Here is a 17,542-nt window from a genome sequence, read left to right on the forward strand (position 1 = left end):
GTCCGGCGGGCCCTAAAATCTAACGGTCCGTCAGAAACTGCGGGAAGGTGTGCGTCGTGGGGAACTTCTTGGCAGGCAAGGTGGTCGCCGTGACCGGCGCCGGGCGGGGCATCGGCCGGGCGGTCGCCCTCGCCGCCGCGGCCGAGGGCGCGCGGGTCGTCGTCAACGACTACGGCGTGGCCGTCGACGGCGGCGAGCCCTCCAGCGAGGTCGCCGCCGCCGTCGTCGAGGAGATCGAGGCGGCCGGGGGCACGGCGGTCGCCGTCGCCGACGACGTCTCCACGACGGCCGGCGGACAGCGGATCGTCGATGTGGCACTCGCCGAGTACGGGCGCGTGGACGGCGTCGTGTGCGTGGCGGGGATCCTGCGCGAACGGATGCTGTTCAACATGTCCGAGCAGGAGTGGGACCCCGTCGTCGCCACCCATCTGAAGGGCACCTTCACCGTCTTCCGGGCCGCGTCCGCCGTCATGCGGCGGCAGGGCTGCGGCACCCTCGTCGGCTTCACCAGCGGCAACCACCAGGGCTCCGTCTCCCAGGCCAACTACAGCGCCGCCAAGGGCGGCGTCATCTCCCTGGTCCGCAGCGCCGCGCTCGGCCTGCACAATTACGGGGTCACCGCCAACGCCGTCGCCCCCGTCGCCCGTACGCGGATGTCGGCGAACGTCCCCATGGAACTCACGGAGATCGGCGAACCCGAGGACGTGGCCGCCCTCGTCGTGTACCTCCTGAGCGACCGCGCCCGGCAGGAGAAGATCACCGGTCAGGTGTACACCGTGGCGGGACCCAAGATCGCCGTCTGGGCGCAGCCGCGCGAGCTGCGCGCCGGGTACGCGGAGGGCGGCTGGACACCGCAGCGGATCGCCGACTTCCTGCCCGGCACCGTCGGCATCGATCCGATGCCGATGCTGGACAGACTGGAGGAGATGGCGCGGGCCGCCGCGGCGAAGCGCCCCGACGCGACACCGCTGCCCGGGCCCCACGGCTAGGCCGCGCCATGGACTTCGCGTTCGGCGACGCGGACGAGGCCTTCCGGCGGGAGGCGCGGGCCTGGCTCCAGGAGCACCTGGTCGGGGAGTTCGCGCGGGCCGCGGGGCAGGGCGGTCCCGGGAGCGAGCACGAGCGCGGGAGCGTGCGGCGGGCCTGGGAGCGGGAGCTGGGGCGGGGCGGGTGGATCGGGATCGGGTGGGGCGCCGGGGACGCTCGGGACGGGGAGGACGCCCCGGGCGCCGGGGGCCGTCCCTGCGGCACCGGGAACACCCGGGCGGGGCGGGGCGCGTACGGGGTGCGGCGGGCCACGCTGACGCAGCAAGTCGTGTGGGCCGAGGAGTACGCGCGCGTGCGGGCGCCCGGCCGCAGCGGGCACGTGGGCGAGAACCTGCTGGCGCCCACCCTCCTCGCGTACGGCACCCGGGAGCAGCAGGACGCGTTCCTGCCGCCCGTCGCGCGCGGCGAGACCCTGTGGTGCCAGGGCTACAGCGAACCGGGCGCGGGATCCGACCTGGCGGGCGTGCGCACCGCGGCCGTGCGGGACGGTGCCGGGACGTACCGCGTGACCGGCCAGAAGATCTGGACGTCCCTCGCGCACGAGGCGGACTGGTGCTTCGTCCTCGCCCGCACGGAGCCCGGCTCCCACCGGCACCACGGGCTCTCCCTCCTCCTGGTGCCCATGGACCAGCCGGGCCGTGTGGAGGTCCGCCCGATCCGGCAGCTCACCGGCACCAGCGAGTTCAACGAGGTCTTCTTCGACGGCGCCCGTGCGCGCGGCGACCACGTGGTGGGCGGCGCGGGCAACGGCTGGCGGGTCGCCATAGGGCTGCTCGGCTTCGAGCGCGGGGTGTCCACGCTGGCCCAGCAGATCGGCTTCGCGCAGGAGCTGGACGGGATCGTGCGCGAGGCGCTGCGCACCGGGAGCGCCGCAGATCCGGTACTGCGCGACCGCCTGGTGCGGCAGTGGGCGGAGCTGCGCGTCATGCGCTGGAACGCGCTGCGCACGCTGGGGGCCGCCGGTGGGGGCGGCGACGGTGGCGGCGACGGTGCGGGCGCGCCCAGCGTCGCCAAGCTCCTGTGGGGCGGCTGGCACCAGCGCCTCGGCGAGCTGGCGATGGCCGTGCGCGGCGCGGCGGCCGCCATCGGCCCGGCGGACTGGTGTGCGCAGTCCCCGTACGAACTGGACGCGTCGCAGCGCCTGTTCCTCTTCTCCCGCGCCGACACCGTGTACGGCGGCTCCGACGAGATCCAGCGGAACATCATCGCCGAGCGGGTGCTCGGTCTGCCGAGAGAGGCCAAGGGGCCGGTGAGGGGTGCGCCATGAGAGGCGTGGTGTTCGACGGGGAGCGGGCCGAGGTGGTCGACGACCTCCAGGTGCGGGGGCCGGGGCCCGGCGAGGTCCTGGTGGCCGTCGCGGCGGCCGGGCTCTGCCACAGCGACCTGTCGGTGCTCGACGGGACCATTCCCTTCCCGCGGCCCGTGGTGCTCGGCCACGAGGGCGCGGGCGTCGTCGACGCCGTCGGCGCGGGCGTCACACACGTCGCGCCCGGCGACCACGTGGCCCTGTCCACCATCGCGAGCTGCGGGGCGTGCGCCGAGTGCGGCCGGGGCCGCCCCACCATGTGCCGCGAGGCCATCGGCAGGCCGCGACAGCCCTTCACGCGCGCCGGTGCCCCGCTCCACCAGTTCGCCGCGAGCTCCGCGTTCGCCGAACGCACCGTCGTCGAGGCCGTGCAGGCCGTGCGGATCCCCGACCGGATCCCGCTGACGTCGGCGGCGCTCATCGGCTGCGGCGTGGCCACCGGCGTCGGCGCCGTCCTCAACCGCGCGCGGGTCGCGTACGGGGACTCCGTCGTCGTCATCGGCACGGGCGGCGTCGGCCTGAACGTGCTCCAGGGCGCCCGCGTCGCGGGGGCCACGACGGTCGTGGCCGTCGACAACGACCCCGCCAAGGAGGCGGCGGCCCGGCAGTTCGGCGCCACCCACTTCCTTCCGTCGACGGACGGCGTCCCTCAGATCCTGCCCACCGGCGCGGACCACGCCTTCGAGTGCGTGGGCCGCGTGGAGCTGATCCGGCGGGCCGTCGACGTGCTCGGCCCGCACGGCCAGGCGATCCTCCTCGGCGTACCGCCCGCGAAGGCCGAGGCGTCCTTCCTCGTCTCCTCCCTCTTCCTCGACAAGTCGATCCTCGGCTGCCGCTACGGCTCGTCCCGCCCGCAACGGGACTTCGCGCTGTACGCCGACCTGTATCTGGCGGGGCGCCTGCTCCTGGACGAGTTGGTGACGCGGACGTATCCGGTGGAGGAGTTCGCGCTGGCACGGGCGGACGCGGAGGGGGGGAAGGTCGCGCGGGCGGTGCTGGTGTTCTGAGGTGCCCGGCGCGTGCGGGGGGCGTGCGGGGTTCGCAACCCGTCCCGGCGTTCGAGGACGAGCGCGCAGCGCGGCAGGCGGCAAGGGCGGTGGCCCGCACGGGATCAGCCCGGGCTCAGCGCCGTGCGGGGCGCGTGGCCCGGAACGTCCGCCGGTAGGCGGTCGGCGTCACCCCGAGGGCCGCCTGCAAGTGCTGCCGCATCGACTGGGCCGTACCGAAGCCCGCGTCCCGCGCGACCTGGTCGACCGACAGGTCGCTGGACTCCAGGAGGTGCCGGGCCCGCTCCACGCGCTGCCGCGTGAGCCACTGCCCGGGGCTGACCCCGGCCTCCTCACGGAACCTGCGGGTGAAGGTCCGTACGGACATCGCCTCCTGCTCGGCCATGTCCCGCAGCTGGATCGGCTCGTGCAACCGCCCGAGCGCCCACGCCCGCGCCATGGTCGTCGTCGCGACCTGCGGCTCGGGCACGGGGCGGCGCACGTACTGGGCCTGGCCGCCGTCGCGGTGCGGCGGCACCACGGTGCGGCGGGCGACGTCGTTGGCGACCGCGGTGCCGTGGTCCCTGCGCACCAGGTGCAGACACAGGTCGAGCCCGGCCGCGACCCCCGCCGACGTGAGCACGTCGCCGTCGTCGATGAACAGCACGTCCGCGTCCACGTCCACCGCGGGGAAGAGCCGCTGGAAGTGCTCCGCCGACGCCCAGTGCGTGGTCGCGGGGCGGCCGTCCAGAAATCCGGCCGCCGCGAGGACGTAGCCGCCGGTGCAGATGGACACCAGGCGGGTGCCGGGCCGCAGGTGGGCGAGGGCGGCGGCGAGTTCGCCGGTGAGCCTGCCCTCCTCGTACACGGGCCCCAGTTCGTAGGAGGCGGGCACGACGAGGGTGTCCGCGGCGGCGACCGCCTCGGGGCCGTGCTCGGCGAGGATCGCGAAGTCGGCGTCCGTGCGGACCGGGCCCGGCGGGCGGACCGAGCAGGTCACGACGGAGTACAGCGCCTCGCCCGCGGCGTTCCTGGCACGCCCGAAGATCCGCTGCGGGATGCCGAGTTCGAAGGGGATGACGCCGTCCAGGGCCAGGACGACGACCCGGTGCGGCGCGCGCCGCTCCCTGTGCTCCATGGCCCGATCCTAGCGAACGCTGTCCCTCGGGCCACTCGTCGAGGGTGATCGCGTCCCGGATGCTGTCCGACGTGAGCGAGACAACGAACCCGTCGGCACCACGGGCACCGCAGACACCAGCACCGCGGGCGCGGGACGCGGCTACCGGGCCGCAGGACTCGTCGCCCCGGGCCCCGGCCCCCGGCAAGCGGCGCCCGCCCCGCGTCCACCGCGCCTGGTTCGTCGCCGCGGTCGCCTTCGTGACGATCATCGGCGGCGCCGCCTTCAACTCGCTGCCGGGCCTGCTCATCGACCCGCTGCACGACGAGTTCGGCTGGTCCCGCGGCGAGATCGGCCTCGCCGTCTCCATCGACATGGCGCTGTACGGTCTGACCGCGCCGTTCGCCGCGGCCCTCATGGACCGCTTCGGCATCCGCAAGGTCGTCGTGGTCGCCCTCGGCCTGGTGGCGTCCGGCGCGCTGCTCAGCGTATGGATGACGGCGAGCTGGCAGCTGATGCTCTACTGGGGCCTGCTCGTCGGCCTCGGCACCGGCTCGATGGCGCTCGCCTTCTCGGCGACGGTCACCAACCGCTGGTTCGTGGAGCGCCGCGGCCTGGTCACCGGCATCCTGACGGCGGCCGGCGCCTCCGGGCAGCTGGTGTTCCTGCCGCTGTGCGCGTGGATCGTGGACGAGCACGGCTGGCGGCCCGCTTCGGTGACGGTGGCGCTCGCGGCGCTCGTGGTCGTCCCGTTCGTGTGGCTGCTCCTGCGCGACCACCCGGCGGACGTGGGACTCGCCCCGTACGGAGGTGAGTTCGTACCGAAGCCGGAACCGACGCGGGGCGCCGCGCGCCGCACCGTACGCGTGCTGCTCGACGCGGCGCGCACCGGCCCCTTCTGGCTGCTCGCGGGCTCCTTCGCGATCTGCGGAGCCTCCACGAACGGTCTGATCCGCACCCACTTCGTGCCCTCCGCGCACGACCACGGCATGCAGATCACGGCCGCGGCCTCGCTGCTCGCCGTCATCGGCGTCTTCGACGTCGTGGGCACGATCGCCTCCGGCTGGCTGACGGACCGCTTCGAGGCGCGCCGCCTCCTCGCGGTCTACTACGCCCTGCGGGGGGTCTCGCTCCTCTTCCTGCCGATGCTCCTGGCGCCGACCGTGCACATCCCGATGATCTTCTTCATCGTCTTCTACGGCCTCGACTGGGTGGCGACGGTCCCGCCCACGCTGGCCCTGTGCCGTGAGCACTACGGCGCGGACAGCGCCATCGTCTTCGGCTGGGTCCTCGCGTCGCACCAGGTCGGCGCGGCCGTGGTCGCCTTCCTCGGCGGTGTGGCACGGGACGTCTTCGGGTCCTACGACGTGGTCTGGTACGCGTCCGGGGCGCTGTGCGCGGCGGCTGCGCTGATGGCCCTCGTGATCCGGCGCAATGCGCCGGAGGCCGCGCCGGTGGCGTGAGCGTCACGCGCGGGGCGTGAAGTCGCCGAACGCGCCGCGGTGGAAGAGCAGCGGCGGCGCCGCCCCCGGCTCGGCGCCGAGCGCCTCCACGCGGCCCACCACGATGAGGTGGTCGCCGCCGGTGTGCACGGCGTGCACGGTGCAGTCGATCCAGGCCGTGACCCCCGCGAGCCGCGGGGACCCGGTGACCGGGGCGGCGTCGTGGGCCACCCCCGCGAACTTGTCCGCCCCGCTGACCGCGAAGGCGCGGCACAGCGGGCCCTGGTCCGCGCCGAGGACGTTCACGCAGAAGACCCCGGCGCGGGCGATGCGCGGCCAGGTGGTGGAGGTCCTTGCGACCATGAAGGAGACCAGGGGCGGATCGAGGGACAGCGAGGCGAAGGACTGGCAGGCGAAGCCCGCGGGGCCGGGACCCCCGGGTGCCGGGTTCCCGGCAGGAGCCGGGGCCGGAGCCGGGGCCGCGGCGGGGGCCGGGTTCCCCACCGGAGCCGGGTTCCCTGCCGGAGCCGGGTTCCCCGCCGAGGCCGGGTTCCCTGCCGGAGCCGGGGCCGTCGCGGCGGCCGGGTTCCTCGCCGGAGCCGGAGCCGGAGCCGGGGCCGCCGCCGCGGGTCCCGGTGCGGGCGCCGTCACCACCGTCACGCCGGTCGCGAAGTGGCCGAGGACGCGGCGGAGCTCGGCCGCTCCGACCGGCGCGCGCTCGTCCTCGCGGACGGCCCGCAGGTGCGGGCGCGGCAGCGCGTCGACCGTCCGCCCGGCGGAGGTCGGCGCCCCCACCGACCGGAGGTACCTGACGACGGTGGCCGCCATGCCCGCGTGTCCCATCATGCGCCCATTGAACCTGACGGATCGTCAGATCGGAAGGGTCCGGCTCAGCCGCCCCGGAAGGCGGGCTGCCTTCGCTCGACGAACGCCCGCACTCCCTCGCGCGCGTCCGCCGTCGCCATGTTGATCTCCTGGGCGGCGGCCTCCGCGGCGAGGGCCGTGGTGCGGTCCGACTCCAGGGAGGCGTTCACGAGTTGCTTGGTGAGGGCGAGGGCGCGGGTGGGGGCCGCGGCCAGGCGGTTCGCCCAGGCGCGGGTCGTCCGCTCCAGGTCGGCGTCCGGGACGACGCGGTTGACCAGTCCGAGGCGGGCCGCCTCCGTGGCGTCGAGCGCGTCGCCGAAGAACATCAGCTCCTTGGCGCGCTGGGGGCCGACCAGGCGGGGGAGCAGGTAGGCGCCCCCGGCGTCCGGGACCAGGCCCCTGCGGACGAACACCTCGATGAAGCGGGCCGACTCCGCCGCGAGGACCAGATCGCAGGCCAGCGCCAGGTGGGCGCCGAGGCCCGCCGCCGTGCCGTTCACCGCCGCGACGACCGGTTTCTCGCAGTCGAGGACCGCGGTGATCAGGCGCTGGGCGCCCTGCTTGAGGGTGCGGGCGATGTCGCCCGCCCGGCGGTCGGCGGGGGGTGGGGTGCCGGTGCCGGTGCCCGGGCCCGTGTCTGTGCCCGGGCCCGTGTCGCGCAGGTCCGCGCCGGTGCAGAAGCCCTTGCCGGTGGCGGTCAGGACGACGGCTCGTACCGCCGGGTCGGTGGTCGCTGCCTCCAGGAGGGTGATCAGGTCGTCGCGTTGGGCGGGGGTGAGGGCGTTCAGGACGGCCGGGCGGTTGAGGGTGATCCAGGAGATGCCGCCGGGGTCGAGGGTGTGGAGGAGGGGGGCGGTGGGGTCCGGCACGGGGGTTCCTTTCGGTCGGTGGGGGTTCGGGCCCTCGCGGGGCGCCCCGCTGCATCCATCAACGCGCTCCGCGCCCGGGCACCCCTTCCCGAACCAGGGGCGCAGCGCCCCCTGGCCCCCAGCCCTGTCGGCGCTCCGCGCCTCGTCCTCGAACGCCGGACGGGCCGGAAGATGTCGCCAGGCCGAAGGTGGGGAAAGGGCGGGCGGGGGGAAGCAGCCCCTCAGTGGCAGACGGCCAAGGCGTCCAGGGCGACCGCGCCCTGGCCCCGGGGCAGCACCACCAGGGGGTTGATGTCGAGCTCCGCGAGGCAGTCCCCGAGTTCCATGGCCATGCGCTGGACGCGCAGGACGACCTCCACGAGGGCGTCGACGTCGGCGGGAGCGGCCCCCCGTACCCCGTCGAGGAGGGCCCGCCCCCGCAGGGAGGCGATCATCCGGCGGGCCTCCTCCTCGCCGAACGGGGGCACCCGCACCGCGACGTCCCGCAGGACTTCGACGAGTACGCCGCCGAGGCCGACCGTGACCGTCGGGCCGAAGAGCGGGTCGGGGGCGACGCCGACGACCATCTCGACGCCCCGCTCGACCAGCTGGCAAACCAGGACACCGTCGAGGTCGACGCCTTCGTAGCGGGCGATGTCGGTGAGGTCGCGGTAGGCGTCGCGGACCTGGCTCGCGGAGGTGAGGCCGACCTGCACCAGGCCGAGCTCGGTCTTGTGGGCGATGCGGGCACCGGACGCCTTCATCACGACCGGGTAGCCCACGAGCCCGGCCGCCCGCACGGCCGCCGCCGCACTGGTGACCAACTGCTCGCGCGGCACCCGGATCCCGTACGCCCGAAGGAGCTGCTTCGCCGCGTGCTCGCTGAGCTGCTGTCCCGGCCGCAGCAGCGCCTGCGCCTTGCGGAAGGACGGGGAGACGGTGCGCGGCGCCTCGTCGAAGGGGGAGCGGTAGGAGGCGGTGAAGCGGTGGTGGTCGACATAGGCGCGGACGGCGCCGACGCAGTTGGCGAACGTACGGAAGGTGGCGACGCGGGAGGAGCCCAGCAGCGTCTCGCGGTACGCGGCCTCGGTGCCCACCGGCGACCCCCACACCACGCACACCAGCTTGTCCGTTTCCTCGGCCGCCGCCACCAGGTCCTCGGCGAGCCTGTCGCTCATCGGCGGGAAGGGACCCGTGATGGGGCAGATGAGGACGCCGACGTCCGGGTCGGCCAGGATCGCGTCGATGATCTTCCGGCCGCGCCAGTCGCCGACCGGGTGGCCGCCGTTGTCGACGGGGTTGGCGACGTTCAGGTAGCGCGGGATCCAGTCGTGCAGCTCGGCCTGTTTGGCGGCGGACAGCGTCGGCAGGCGCAGGCCCGCCCCGGTGGCCAGGTCGGCGAAGTGGGCGCCGGTGCCGCCGGAGATCGAGTACACGACGACCCCGTCGGACCGCGGTGGCCGCGCCCGAGCCAACAGGGCCGCGGTGTCCTGGAGTTCGTCGAGGCCGTCGACGCGGATCACCCCGTACTGCCGCATCGCCGCGTCCACGACGGCGTCGGACCCCGTCAGCTTGCCGGTGTGCGACGCGGCGGTGCGCGCCCCGGCCTCGGTGCGGCCCACCTTGACCGCGACCACCGGCACCCCGCGCCGGGCCGCCCGGTCCGCGGCGAGCAGGAAGGCGCGGCCGTCCTTCAGCCCCTCCACGTACGCGGCGATGGCGCCGACCTCCGGCTGCTCGGCGAAGTACGAGAGGAAGTCGGCGGTCTCGAGGTCGGCCTCGTTGCCGGTCGGGGCCCAGTGGGAGAGGCGTACACCGAGCTCCTGGAGCGTGAAGAGCGGGCGGCCCTGGTGGCCGGACTGGGTGATCAGCGCGATGGCGGGGCCTTCGAGGTCGTCACGGAACTCCTCGAAGGCGTTGAGGTTGGTGTTCGGGCCGAGCAGGCGTAGGCCCGCCCGGGCCGCCGCCGCGGCGAGTCGCTCCTGTGCGGCCGCGCCCGCGGCACCGGACTCCGCGAACCCGGCGGCGAAGGCGACCGCGAACTTCACCTTCGCCTCGCCCAGTTCCTCGACGACCGGCAGCGGGTCGCCGACCAGGAGGACGGCGAGGTCGACCGGTTCGGCGAGTTCCCCGACCGACCTGACGCAGGGCGTGCCGAAGACGGTGGTGCGGGTCGGGTGCACCGGGTGCAGCCGGGCCCCGACCCGCTCGGCCCAGGCGAGCAGCCGGCGCGTGATGCCGGTGTTGGGCCGCCCCTCGGCGTCCGAGGCGCCGATGACGGCGACGGACTCGGGGCGGAAGAACCGGTCGAGGTCGGGTACGTCGGCGTACAACGGCCTGCCGCCGACGTCCAGGTCGCCCGCGGCGGCCGCGCGGCCGTGGACGGTGGCGGCGGGAAGGTTGCCGCAGGCCACCGCGCGGGCGCGGCGGGGGTCGGAGGTGAAGGTGCCGTATGTCGATCCAAGCATCGGTCCGCCCGCTCCTGTGTGACAGCAACATAACTGACGCTAGGTCAGATTACGGATCCAGGTTACTGAACTGACGACGCGTCAGGAATGGGCTGTGCGTGTTCGACGACGGTGCGGGGAGGTCGTCGTGCGGGGTGGGAGGAGTCCCGTACGGGGGTACGGGGCTACGGGAGTGCGGGGGTACGGGGTGTGCGGGGGTACGGAGGCGTCGCCCGGGGAGGGTGCGGCGGATGCGTACGCCCGGTAACACCACGGAACCGCAGAAACCGGCCGCTGCCAAGGGCGCGGTGGCGAACTGGCCGGTTACTTACGGGTCGGTAGGGCGCGGGCGCGGGCGGGCGGGGCCCTCACCCACGGGCCCCCGCGCGCGCCTGCGCCTTCGCCACCGCCGCCGCGATCCGCCCCGCGTCCCTGGCCAGTTCGCGCAGCATCCCGCTGATGGGGTTGGTGAAGCCGGTGAAGTACAGGTCCGGGGCGCCGGGGGCGGTGCGCGGGCCGTGCGCCAGGGGGCGGCCGCGGGCGTCGAGCACGCCGAGGTGGCCGAGCAGCGGTTCCAGGGCGCGGTGGTAGCCGGTGGCGGCGATGACGGCGTCGGGGCCGACGCGGCTGCCGTCCGCGAGGACGACCTTGTCCTGTTCGAAGGACTCCACGGCCGCGACCGGCTGCACGCGGCCCGCGCGCACGGCGTCGATCAGGCCGACGTCCTGCACCGGGATGGCGCCCTGGCGGACCCGGGAGTACAGGCCGGTCCGCGGGCGCGGCAGCCCCTGCGCCGTCAGGTCGGGCACGCTCACCCGCGCGATCACGCGCGCCAGGCGGTCGACCACGGGTGCGGGGAGGCGGCGGCACAGGATGCCGGAGCGCTGCGCGGGCCAGCCGGCCGTGGACCTGCGCAGGATGTGCGGCGCCGTGCGCACCGCGAGCCGCACCCGGGCGGCGCCGCCCTCGACGAGGTCGACGGCGATCTCCGCGCCGGTGTTGCCGACGCCGACGACGAGCACGTCCTTGCCCGCGTACGGGGCGGGGGCGCGGTAGGCGCTCGCGTGCACCAGGTCGCCGGTGTAGGTCTCGCGTCCCGGCCAGTCCGGCAGGCGCGGGGTGTGGTTGTACCCGGTGGCGATCACCACGGCGCTGCCGGTGAGTTCGCGGCCGCCGGTGGCGCGCAGGAGCCAGCCGGCGCCGTCGGGGGACCGTTCCAGGCGGGTGACCTCGACGCCGGTGACGACCTCCAGCTCGTGGTACTCGGCGTACTTCTCCAGATAGCGGACCACGTCGTCGCGCGCGACCCAGCGCCCGAAGGAGCGCGGCATCGCGAGGCCGGGCAGGCCGGAGAGGCGGCGGGTGGTGTGCAGCCGGAGGCGGTCGTAGTGCGCGCGCCAGGAGGCGCCGACCCGGTCGGACTTCTCCAGGACGACGGCGCGTACGCCGCGGGCGCGCAGGGCGGCCGCGGTGGCGAGGCCGCCGGGGCCGCCGCCGACGACGTAGACCGGGCGGTCGTCGGCCGGGCGCCTGGTCGCCGGGTGCTCGGCGCGGGGGGTGGGGGAGTCGGCCATGTTCTGGAGCGTAACCACGCCGTCACTTGATGGGTGACGGACAAGTCCGAAACCGGTTGCGATCCGATCACGCGAGGGTTCACGGGCACCCGCCGCCTTGTGCTCGCGCCGTCCCGTACGTTGAACTGACGTACCGTCAGGCACGGGGCGCGCGGCGGGTCCGACGTACCCGCATGCGGGCTTGCGGGCTGTTCGGTGTGGCCGCGGAGGCGGTGCGAGCAGGGAGGCGGCGAGCGACGTGAACGCGTTACGGCCCGGCGGTGACGAGGGGGCTCCCGAGCCGGGTGTGCGGTCCGCCGCGGGGTGGGCGGGGGGCGTGCCGGGGGTTCCGGGTCCTGGGGTTTCGGGGTCGACAGGCCCGGGTGCTGAGGCTTCGGAGGCTGACGCAGTGGGGCGCGGCGGACGGTGTCACGATCTTCCCGAGGTCGATGCCTTCACCCGGGTCTACTGGGACGCCGCCGCCGAGGGGCGGCTCCTGATCCGGCGCTGCCACGCCCCCGCCTGCGGCCGCCCGCACCACTACCCCCGCGAGTTCTGCCCGTACTGCTGGAGCGAGGACGTCACCTGGGAGCGGGCGAGCGGCCGTGCCACCCTCTACACCTGGTCCGTGGTCCACCGGAACGACCTGCCGCCCTTCGGGAGCCGCGTCCCCTACACGGCGGCCGTCGTCGACCTCGCCGAGGGCCCGCGCATGATGACGGAACTCGTCGACACCGGGCCGCCCGACGGCACGGGCCCCGGACCCGCCCCGGCCCTGCGCCCGGGCCTGCCCCTGGAGGTCGCCTTCCGCGCCAGGGCGGACGGCTTCGCGGTGCCGGTGTTCCGGCGGCGCGCCGAGACGGGCGGCTGAACCGGCGCCCCGGCCCGAGGTCCGCGCGGCTGAACCGGCGCCCCGGCCCGAGGTCCGCGCGGCCGAGCGGGGACGGCCCGGTCGCCTCAGCCCGCCGTCGAGACCCGCTTCGCGTAGCGGTGGCACGGTACGCGGATGGGGCCGCTGTCGCTCGCCGCCAGGTACTCGAAGAGGCCCTCGTCGGTCCAGCCGTTGCGTTCGTAGAACCTGCGGGCGCGCGTGTTGCCGTTGACCACCGCAAGCCAGGCCCTGGAGTGCCCCCTCTCCGCCACCCGCTGCTCGGCGGCAGCGAGCAGGGCCTTCGACACCCGGGTGCCCCGGTGGTGCGCCGCGACGTACACCTGCTCCACCTCGTCGTCGACCACCATCACGAAGCCCGCGACCGCGCCGCCCACCACGGCCACGACGGTGTCGGTGATCCGCTGGGGCGCCCGCAGCCCGAACGAGTGCGGGGTGCGCACCGCGACCAGCGCCGCGGGTACGTTGCCCAGGTGCCCGTCGGCCCAGCCCTCGTGCCAGATCCTGGCGACGTCCGCCGCGTCGGCCGGCGTCGCCGGGCGCAGCGCCGGTTCCTCGTGGGTCGTCACGGCCACATCAACTCCCTCACCCAGCTGCCGTTCGGCGTCGCGCGGTAACGCAGCCGGACGTGGCGCCTCCGCGCGTCCCCCTGGAAGAATTCCACCTCCTGCGGCACCAGTACGTACAGCGTCCAGCTCGGCGCGTCGGCGTCGGGTTCCGCGCGGGCCCGCTCCCAGGCCGCGTCCGAGGCGCGCGTCAACTCCGCGTACGAGGGGAGAATTTCGCTCTGGCGGCCGACGAGCGCCGCCGCGAGGGCCCCCGTCGACCGGGCGTGCAGGTCCGCGAGCGCCTCGTTGTGCGGTGCCGTCCGTACGGGGCCGCGCAGCCTGATCTGGCGTGCCCGCGCGGGCCAGTAGAAGTGCAGGGCCGCCCGCGGGCGGGCCGCGAGCTGGCTGCCCTTCGCGCTCGTGGCGTGCGAGGCGAAGTGCCAGCCCTCGTCGTCGGCGTCGTGCAGCATCACCGTCCTGGCGTCCGGGTCACCGTCCGGACCGGCGGTGGCCAGCGTCATGGTGTGCGGCTCGGGCTGGCCCGCCGCCACCGCGTCGGCGAACCAGCGCTGGAACAGGTCCACCGGGGCGGGCGGGGCTGCCGCGGGGTCGAAGTCCGGCAGGTCGACGTCCCACACCTTCTGGGCGCGCAGGAGCCGCTGAAACTCTGTGGGGGATGTGGGGGATGTGGGGGGTGCGGGGGGCGTGGGGGGCGAGGGCGCTGCGGAGTCGGATGCCGTCATGAGGTGATTGTCGCCCCACGGCCCCTTCCCGAGTCCCTCTCGCGGGGGGCGACACCGGTCACGTACCGGTCACCGCGCCGTCCTCCGCTGTTCATGAGCCGCGGGGCAACGCGGCTCGCGGCCTCCCTGTCTAACGGGACGACCGCAAGCACCACGGCACCAACAGGCACGCCACACGAACCACACCCACCCTGAAGGGTTACTTCCGCATGCGCGTACACCGGACCGCAGCAGCCGCCGCCACCCTCACCCTGACCCTCGGCACGGCCGCCTTAACGGCGTCCCACGCCCAGGCGACCCCGACCGCCCCGGCCGCCGCCCGGGCCTCGGCCTCCGTCGTCCAGGAAAACGACGAACTCACCTACAAGGCGGCGCCCGGCCAGCAGAACAAGGTGACGGTCGACGAGGTGATCGAGCACCGCGGCGAGAACGACTCCTACTACGTCGTCACCTTCCACGACCGGTACGACATCACCATCTCCGCCGAAGCGGCGGAGTGGGACGAGTGCGTGTACCCCGAGGCGGGCGACCGCACCGCCGTGCGGTGCGCGATCGGGATCCCGGTGAACTCGGACGACTCCGACACGTACCGCATCGACCTCGGCGACAAGAACGACACCGCGACCCTGCCGCCGGCCAGCCGGGCCTGGGCCGGGATCTACGGCGGCAAGGGCGACGATGTCATCAAGGCGTCGGTGTCCGCGATGCTGTACGGCGGCGACGGTGACGACCGCCTCGACGGCGGTGGCGGCCCGAAGGGCTTCGGCCCGTTCGGCGACGCCGGGAACGACACCATCACGCGGTGCAGCCAGGACTGCTTCGGCGGCCCCGGCAACGACTCCCTGAGCGGTACCGGCGAGAACAACACCCTGCACGGCGAGACCGGCAACGACGTCCTGCGCGGCAAGGGCGGCGCCGACGTCCTCAACGGCGGCAAGGGCAACGACAAGCTGTACGGCGACGCGGGCGACGACACGCTGTGGGGCAACAGCGGCGACGACGTCCTGCGGGGCGGCACCGGCACCGACAAGCTGTCCGGGGGGCCGGGCCGCGACGAGGTCCACCAGAGCTGAACGGTCCCCCTGACCGGGGTCCCGGGCGTCCTGCCCGGAACGCGGGTCACCCCTCGACCTGAACTCCCGGGGCGAGGGGTGCCCCGTCCGGCGCCCCGCCCTGCCCGACGTCACACCGCGCGGCCCGCACGGCCCGACGCATCCGGGTGCCTTCGACGCAGTCGCCCTCCGTGCGGCAGAGCGGGCAGGTGTACAGGTGGGTGGTGTGGATGCGGTAGAGCTCGTCGGCGGCCTCGCCCCGCCCGGGTTCGCACTCGTTCTCGGACGCGTTCACGCTTCGAGCACCTCCTCGGTCTCGGCTGTCGACAGCAGGGCGGCAAGATGCGCGGGGTCGCAGAGCTGCCCGCTCCGCTCGGGCGGGACCACCCAGTACGTCACCGGTGAGACCTTCCGGCCGACCCGCGGGACAGCGAGGTAGACACCCTTCCCGAGGCGGTCCTCCGACACGTCCCAGGGGGAGCCCGGGGTGACGAGCACGTAGTAGCGCCCGCTCCCCGTCCGTACGTCACGGACGACGGGTCCGTTCAGCCAGTGGCCCAGGACCGCGGCCACGACGCCGTGCTCACCGCTGCCGACCGCCGCGTGCATCCGGGGCGCGGGCACCCGTACCGCGTCGAACCGCTCACCTAGCGGCAGGAGCGCCACTCCGTGGTTGGCCCACTCCGAGTGGGCTTGGCGCGGGACGGGGTGTGCTCGCGCCAGCCAGTCTGCGACTTCGCGGTTCTCGGTACCGCAGCTGTTCATCGTTGCCTCCACCAGTCGGCTGTCCACCCGACCACGAGCGCTCTGACAATCTGTGATCGGCGTTCGACGCACCGTAGGACCGGATACAACACAGACGGGCACGCAAAGTGCGTGCCTCGATTTCAGGAGCCGCCGTGGACACCGGACGGATTGGTCGGCGTATCGCGTACTGGCGCGAGCGGCGCGGCTACACCCAGGCCGACTTCGGCCGTCTCATGGGGCAGTCGAAGCGCTGGGTACAGGACTTCGAAGGCGGCAAACGCCAGGCGGATCCCCGGCTGTCGGTCCTTGCTCGGGCTGCGCAGGTGCTGCGTGTTCCCCTGGACCACCTCTTGGCCGACGGGGCCCCGTCACGGCCCGTGGTTGCGGGCGCCCCGGCTGAAGTCCTCGCCTTCGTCGACGCCTTGTACCGGTACGACTCTCCGGAACAGGCCGCCCCGCACGACGAGGACCCGCCCCTGCCCGACTTGCTGCGGCGTCGGCTCGCGTACTGTTGCGAGGCGTTCCAAGCCTGTCACTACACGGCCTTGAGCAGGCAGTTGCCGAGTCTCGTCCTGTACGCGCAACGGACTGCGGCGAGCGCGACCGTCCATCGTGAGTGCGAGGCCCAGGCCCTGCTGTCGCGAGTGTTCCAGCTCACCGCTTCCGTGCTGCACAAGTACGGGCGGGCCGCCGCGGTGCAGGCCGCCGTAGCTGCTGACCGGGCGCTGGCCGCCGCGGAGCGTTCCGGTGATCCGGTTCAGATCGGTGCCGCCTCCCGCCGAGTTGCCAGGAGTCTGGTGCAGCAGGGCAGACCGCAGGCGGCCGTCGACTTCGCCACGGCCGCGGCACGACGGCTCACCGCAGACCTGACCGCGTCCGGTCCTCTGGGACTTTCCACGCTCGGCATGCTCTATCTCAACGCCGCGGTCGCGGCATCCGCACAGCCGCGCTCCGCGGCCGCGGTGAGGGCCGCGACGGGATACGTGGATGAGGCTCATGAGGTCGCCCACCTCCAAGGTGCCGACCTCAACGAGGACTGGACGATGTTCGGTCCGACGAACGTCGAGCTGCACCGGGTCGACGTCCTGACGCGCTGCGAGGACGGATGGTCGGCGCTCGACGCCGCCGAGGGGGTCGGCCCGAGGGAACTGGAGTCGATGACCAAGGAACGGCGCGCACAGCACCACCTCACGAGGGCGCGCGCCGCGCTCTTGGTGCGCCGGAGGGGCGACGCCGCGGAGAGCATCCTCGAAGCCGAGCGATGTGCCGGGGAGGAGGTCCACGGGAGGCAGAGCGGCATCGACCTCGTGCAGGACATCATCGATGCGACCCCCGTGCCCAGTGGCAGGTTGCGCGCGCTGGCGGAGCGGTGTGGACTCCGGGCATGAGCCGAGTCCTCTACCTGATCGCCTGCGCCGCAGGCCCCACGCAGTTCATCGACACAGGCGTGCGCCGGGCGCAGGCGGCGGGATGGGACACGTGCCTGATCCTCACCCCGTCAGCCGCCCGGTGGTGGGAGACGCGACTCGGGGAGTTGGAGGCGTTGGCCGGACACGGGGTGCGCTCCCAGTACAAGCTGCCCGGCGAGAGCGACTCCCTGCCGAAGGCCGACGCCATGCTGGTGGCGCCCTTGTCGAGCACAAGCCTGAACAAGTGGGGTGCGGGGATCGCGGACACCCTGGCCATCGGACTTGTCTCGGAGGGCGTGCACATGGGGGTCCCGGTCGCGGCCATGCCGTACTTCAACCGGGCGCAGGGCGCGCAGCCCGCCGTGGCCCGCAGCATCGCCGCCCTGCGTGACCAGGGCGTGCGGTACCTCGACGGCCCCGACGGATACGATCCGCACCCGCCGAAGCAAGGAGACCCGCAGGCCTTCCCGTGGGGCCGGGGCCTGGCCGCGCTCGCCAGCACCTGAGGCGCCGTACGTGGCTGGTCATCCAGGCCCAAGACACC

Annotated in this window: 17 protein-coding genes; 8 read left to right on the plus strand and 9 right to left on the minus strand. The window is 74.3% G+C overall.

Translation table 11 applies throughout. The features are described 5' to 3' along the window. Positions 1-56: 56 nt before the first annotated feature. Genes ACH4DX_RS22215 through ACH4DX_RS22225 form a run of 3 tightly spaced genes read left to right on the plus strand, consistent with a single transcriptional unit; the run spans position 57 to position 3,360 of the window. On the plus strand, positions 57-989 hold the full coding sequence (locus tag ACH4DX_RS22215) for an SDR family oxidoreductase (protein ID WP_398156367.1): 933 nt from the start codon (positions 57-59) through the stop codon (positions 987-989). A gap of 8 nt (positions 990-997) precedes the next feature. Then, positions 998-2,314: an acyl-CoA dehydrogenase family protein gene (locus tag ACH4DX_RS22220; protein WP_398156368.1), complete on the plus strand. Its 1,317-nt coding sequence runs from the start codon at positions 998-1,000 to the stop codon at positions 2,312-2,314. After that, complete coding sequence (locus tag ACH4DX_RS22225) at positions 2,311-3,360, plus strand: alcohol dehydrogenase catalytic domain-containing protein (RefSeq protein ID WP_398156369.1); 1,050 nt, start codon at positions 2,311-2,313, stop codon at positions 3,358-3,360. Before ACH4DX_RS22220 ends, ACH4DX_RS22225 begins: the two co-directional genes overlap by 4 nt. Before the next feature lie 115 nt (positions 3,361-3,475). Here ACH4DX_RS22225 and ACH4DX_RS22230 read toward each other — a convergent pair whose 3' ends face one another. Beyond that, positions 3,476-4,477, minus strand: a complete 1,002-nt coding sequence (locus tag ACH4DX_RS22230; protein WP_398121233.1) for a GlxA family transcriptional regulator — start codon at positions 4,475-4,477, stop codon at positions 3,476-3,478. Positions 4,478-4,539: 62 nt separating this feature from the next. Here ACH4DX_RS22230 and ACH4DX_RS22235 point away from each other — a divergent pair, with 62 nt between their 5' ends. Continuing rightward, positions 4,540-5,919: an MFS transporter gene (locus ACH4DX_RS22235; RefSeq protein ID WP_398156589.1), complete on the plus strand. Its 1,380-nt coding sequence runs from the start codon at positions 4,540-4,542 to the stop codon at positions 5,917-5,919. Between the two features lie 3 nt (positions 5,920-5,922). Here ACH4DX_RS22235 and ACH4DX_RS22240 read toward each other — a convergent pair whose 3' ends face one another. The 4 genes from ACH4DX_RS22240 to ACH4DX_RS22255 form a co-directional block, all read right to left on the minus strand. Continuing rightward, complete coding sequence (locus ACH4DX_RS22240) at positions 5,923-6,744, minus strand: flavin reductase family protein (protein ID WP_398156370.1); 822 nt, start codon at positions 6,742-6,744, stop codon at positions 5,923-5,925. A gap of 44 nt (positions 6,745-6,788) precedes the next feature. Beyond that, positions 6,789-7,631: an enoyl-CoA hydratase/isomerase family protein gene (locus ACH4DX_RS22245; protein WP_398156371.1), complete on the minus strand. Its 843-nt coding sequence runs from the start codon at positions 7,629-7,631 to the stop codon at positions 6,789-6,791. 221 nt (positions 7,632-7,852) lie between these two features. Continuing rightward, positions 7,853-10,078 carry an acetate--CoA ligase family protein gene (locus tag ACH4DX_RS22250; RefSeq protein ID WP_398156372.1) on the minus strand — a complete coding sequence of 742 codons (2,226 nt, stop codon included), beginning with the start codon at positions 10,076-10,078 and terminating at the stop codon, positions 7,853-7,855. Between the two features lie 347 nt (positions 10,079-10,425). Beyond that, positions 10,426-11,631 (minus strand): flavin-containing monooxygenase, encoded by a 1,206-nt coding sequence (locus ACH4DX_RS22255; RefSeq protein WP_398156373.1) that lies wholly within the window; start codon positions 11,629-11,631, stop codon positions 10,426-10,428. 388 nt (positions 11,632-12,019) lie between these two features. Here ACH4DX_RS22255 and ACH4DX_RS22260 point away from each other — a divergent pair, with 388 nt between their 5' ends. Beyond that, positions 12,020-12,481 carry a Zn-ribbon domain-containing OB-fold protein gene (locus ACH4DX_RS22260; protein ID WP_398156374.1) on the plus strand — a complete coding sequence of 154 codons (462 nt, stop codon included), beginning with the start codon at positions 12,020-12,022 and terminating at the stop codon, positions 12,479-12,481. Between the two features lie 86 nt (positions 12,482-12,567). Here ACH4DX_RS22260 and ACH4DX_RS22265 read toward each other — a convergent pair whose 3' ends face one another. Together ACH4DX_RS22265 and ACH4DX_RS22270 are read right to left on the minus strand one after the other, a co-directional pair. Beyond that, complete coding sequence (locus ACH4DX_RS22265) at positions 12,568-13,068, minus strand: GNAT family N-acetyltransferase (protein ID WP_398121243.1); 501 nt, start codon at positions 13,066-13,068, stop codon at positions 12,568-12,570. Further along, complete coding sequence (locus tag ACH4DX_RS22270) at positions 13,065-13,790, minus strand: pyridoxal 5'-phosphate synthase (RefSeq protein ID WP_398156375.1); 726 nt, start codon at positions 13,788-13,790, stop codon at positions 13,065-13,067. The genes ACH4DX_RS22265 and ACH4DX_RS22270 overlap by 4 nt, the downstream gene beginning before the upstream one ends. Positions 13,791-13,999: 209 nt before the next feature. Between ACH4DX_RS22270 and ACH4DX_RS22275 the strand changes: the two genes are divergently transcribed. Further along, complete coding sequence (locus tag ACH4DX_RS22275; protein ID WP_398156376.1) at positions 14,000-14,863, plus strand: calcium-binding protein; 864 nt, start codon at positions 14,000-14,002, stop codon at positions 14,861-14,863. 46 nt (positions 14,864-14,909) lie between these two features. Here the strand turns inward: ACH4DX_RS22275 and ACH4DX_RS22280 are convergent, their stop codons facing one another. Together ACH4DX_RS22280 and ACH4DX_RS22285 are read right to left on the minus strand one after the other, a co-directional pair. Then, positions 14,910-15,137 (minus strand): hypothetical protein, encoded by a 228-nt coding sequence (locus tag ACH4DX_RS22280; RefSeq protein ID WP_398156377.1) that lies wholly within the window; start codon positions 15,135-15,137, stop codon positions 14,910-14,912. Further along, a complete protein-coding gene (locus tag ACH4DX_RS22285; RefSeq protein ID WP_398156378.1) occupies positions 15,134-15,607 on the minus strand; it encodes a hypothetical protein in 474 nt (157 codons plus the stop codon). Before ACH4DX_RS22285 ends, ACH4DX_RS22280 begins: the two co-directional genes overlap by 4 nt. A gap of 134 nt (positions 15,608-15,741) precedes the next feature. Between ACH4DX_RS22285 and ACH4DX_RS22290 the strand changes: the two genes are divergently transcribed. Continuing rightward, complete coding sequence (locus tag ACH4DX_RS22290; protein WP_398156379.1) at positions 15,742-16,977, plus strand: helix-turn-helix domain-containing protein; 1,236 nt, start codon at positions 15,742-15,744, stop codon at positions 16,975-16,977. Further along, on the plus strand, positions 16,974-17,504 hold the full coding sequence (locus ACH4DX_RS22295) for a flavoprotein (RefSeq protein WP_398156380.1): 531 nt from the start codon (positions 16,974-16,976) through the stop codon (positions 17,502-17,504). Before ACH4DX_RS22290 ends, ACH4DX_RS22295 begins: the two co-directional genes overlap by 4 nt. Positions 17,505-17,542: the final 38 nt, after the last annotated feature.

Source organism: Streptomyces sp. NPDC017940 (genome assembly GCF_044328435.1).
GTDB lineage: Bacteria > Actinomycetota > Actinomycetes > Streptomycetales > Streptomycetaceae > Streptomyces.

Bases quoted from the DNA above. Each gene is read 5' to 3' on its own strand.
- ACH4DX_RS22220 (WP_398156368.1), top strand. From the start codon at position 998: ATGGACTTCGCGTTCGGCGACGCGGACGAGGCCTTCCGGCGGGAGGCG.
- ACH4DX_RS22225 (WP_398156369.1), top strand. From the start codon at position 2,311: ATGAGAGGCGTGGTGTTCGACGGGGAGCGGGCCGAGGTGGTCGACGAC.
- ACH4DX_RS22230 (WP_398121233.1), bottom strand. From the start codon at position 4,477: ATGGAGCACAGGGAGCGGCGCGCGCCGCACCGGGTCGTCGTCCTGGCC.
- ACH4DX_RS22240 (WP_398156370.1), bottom strand. From the start codon at position 6,744: ATGATGGGACACGCGGGCATGGCGGCCACCGTCGTCAGGTACCTCCGG.
- ACH4DX_RS22250 (WP_398156372.1), bottom strand. From the start codon at position 10,078: ATGCTTGGATCGACATACGGCACCTTCACCTCCGACCCCCGCCGCGCC.
- ACH4DX_RS22255 (WP_398156373.1), bottom strand. From the start codon at position 11,631: ATGGCCGACTCCCCCACCCCCCGCGCCGAGCACCCGGCGACCAGGCGC.
- ACH4DX_RS22270 (WP_398156375.1), bottom strand. From the start codon at position 13,790: ATGACGGCATCCGACTCCGCAGCGCCCTCGCCCCCCACGCCCCCCGCA.
- ACH4DX_RS22275 (WP_398156376.1), top strand. From the start codon at position 14,000: ATGCGCGTACACCGGACCGCAGCAGCCGCCGCCACCCTCACCCTGACC.
- ACH4DX_RS22285 (WP_398156378.1), bottom strand. From the start codon at position 15,607: ATGAACAGCTGCGGTACCGAGAACCGCGAAGTCGCAGACTGGCTGGCG.
- ACH4DX_RS22295 (WP_398156380.1), top strand. From the start codon at position 16,974: ATGAGCCGAGTCCTCTACCTGATCGCCTGCGCCGCAGGCCCCACGCAG.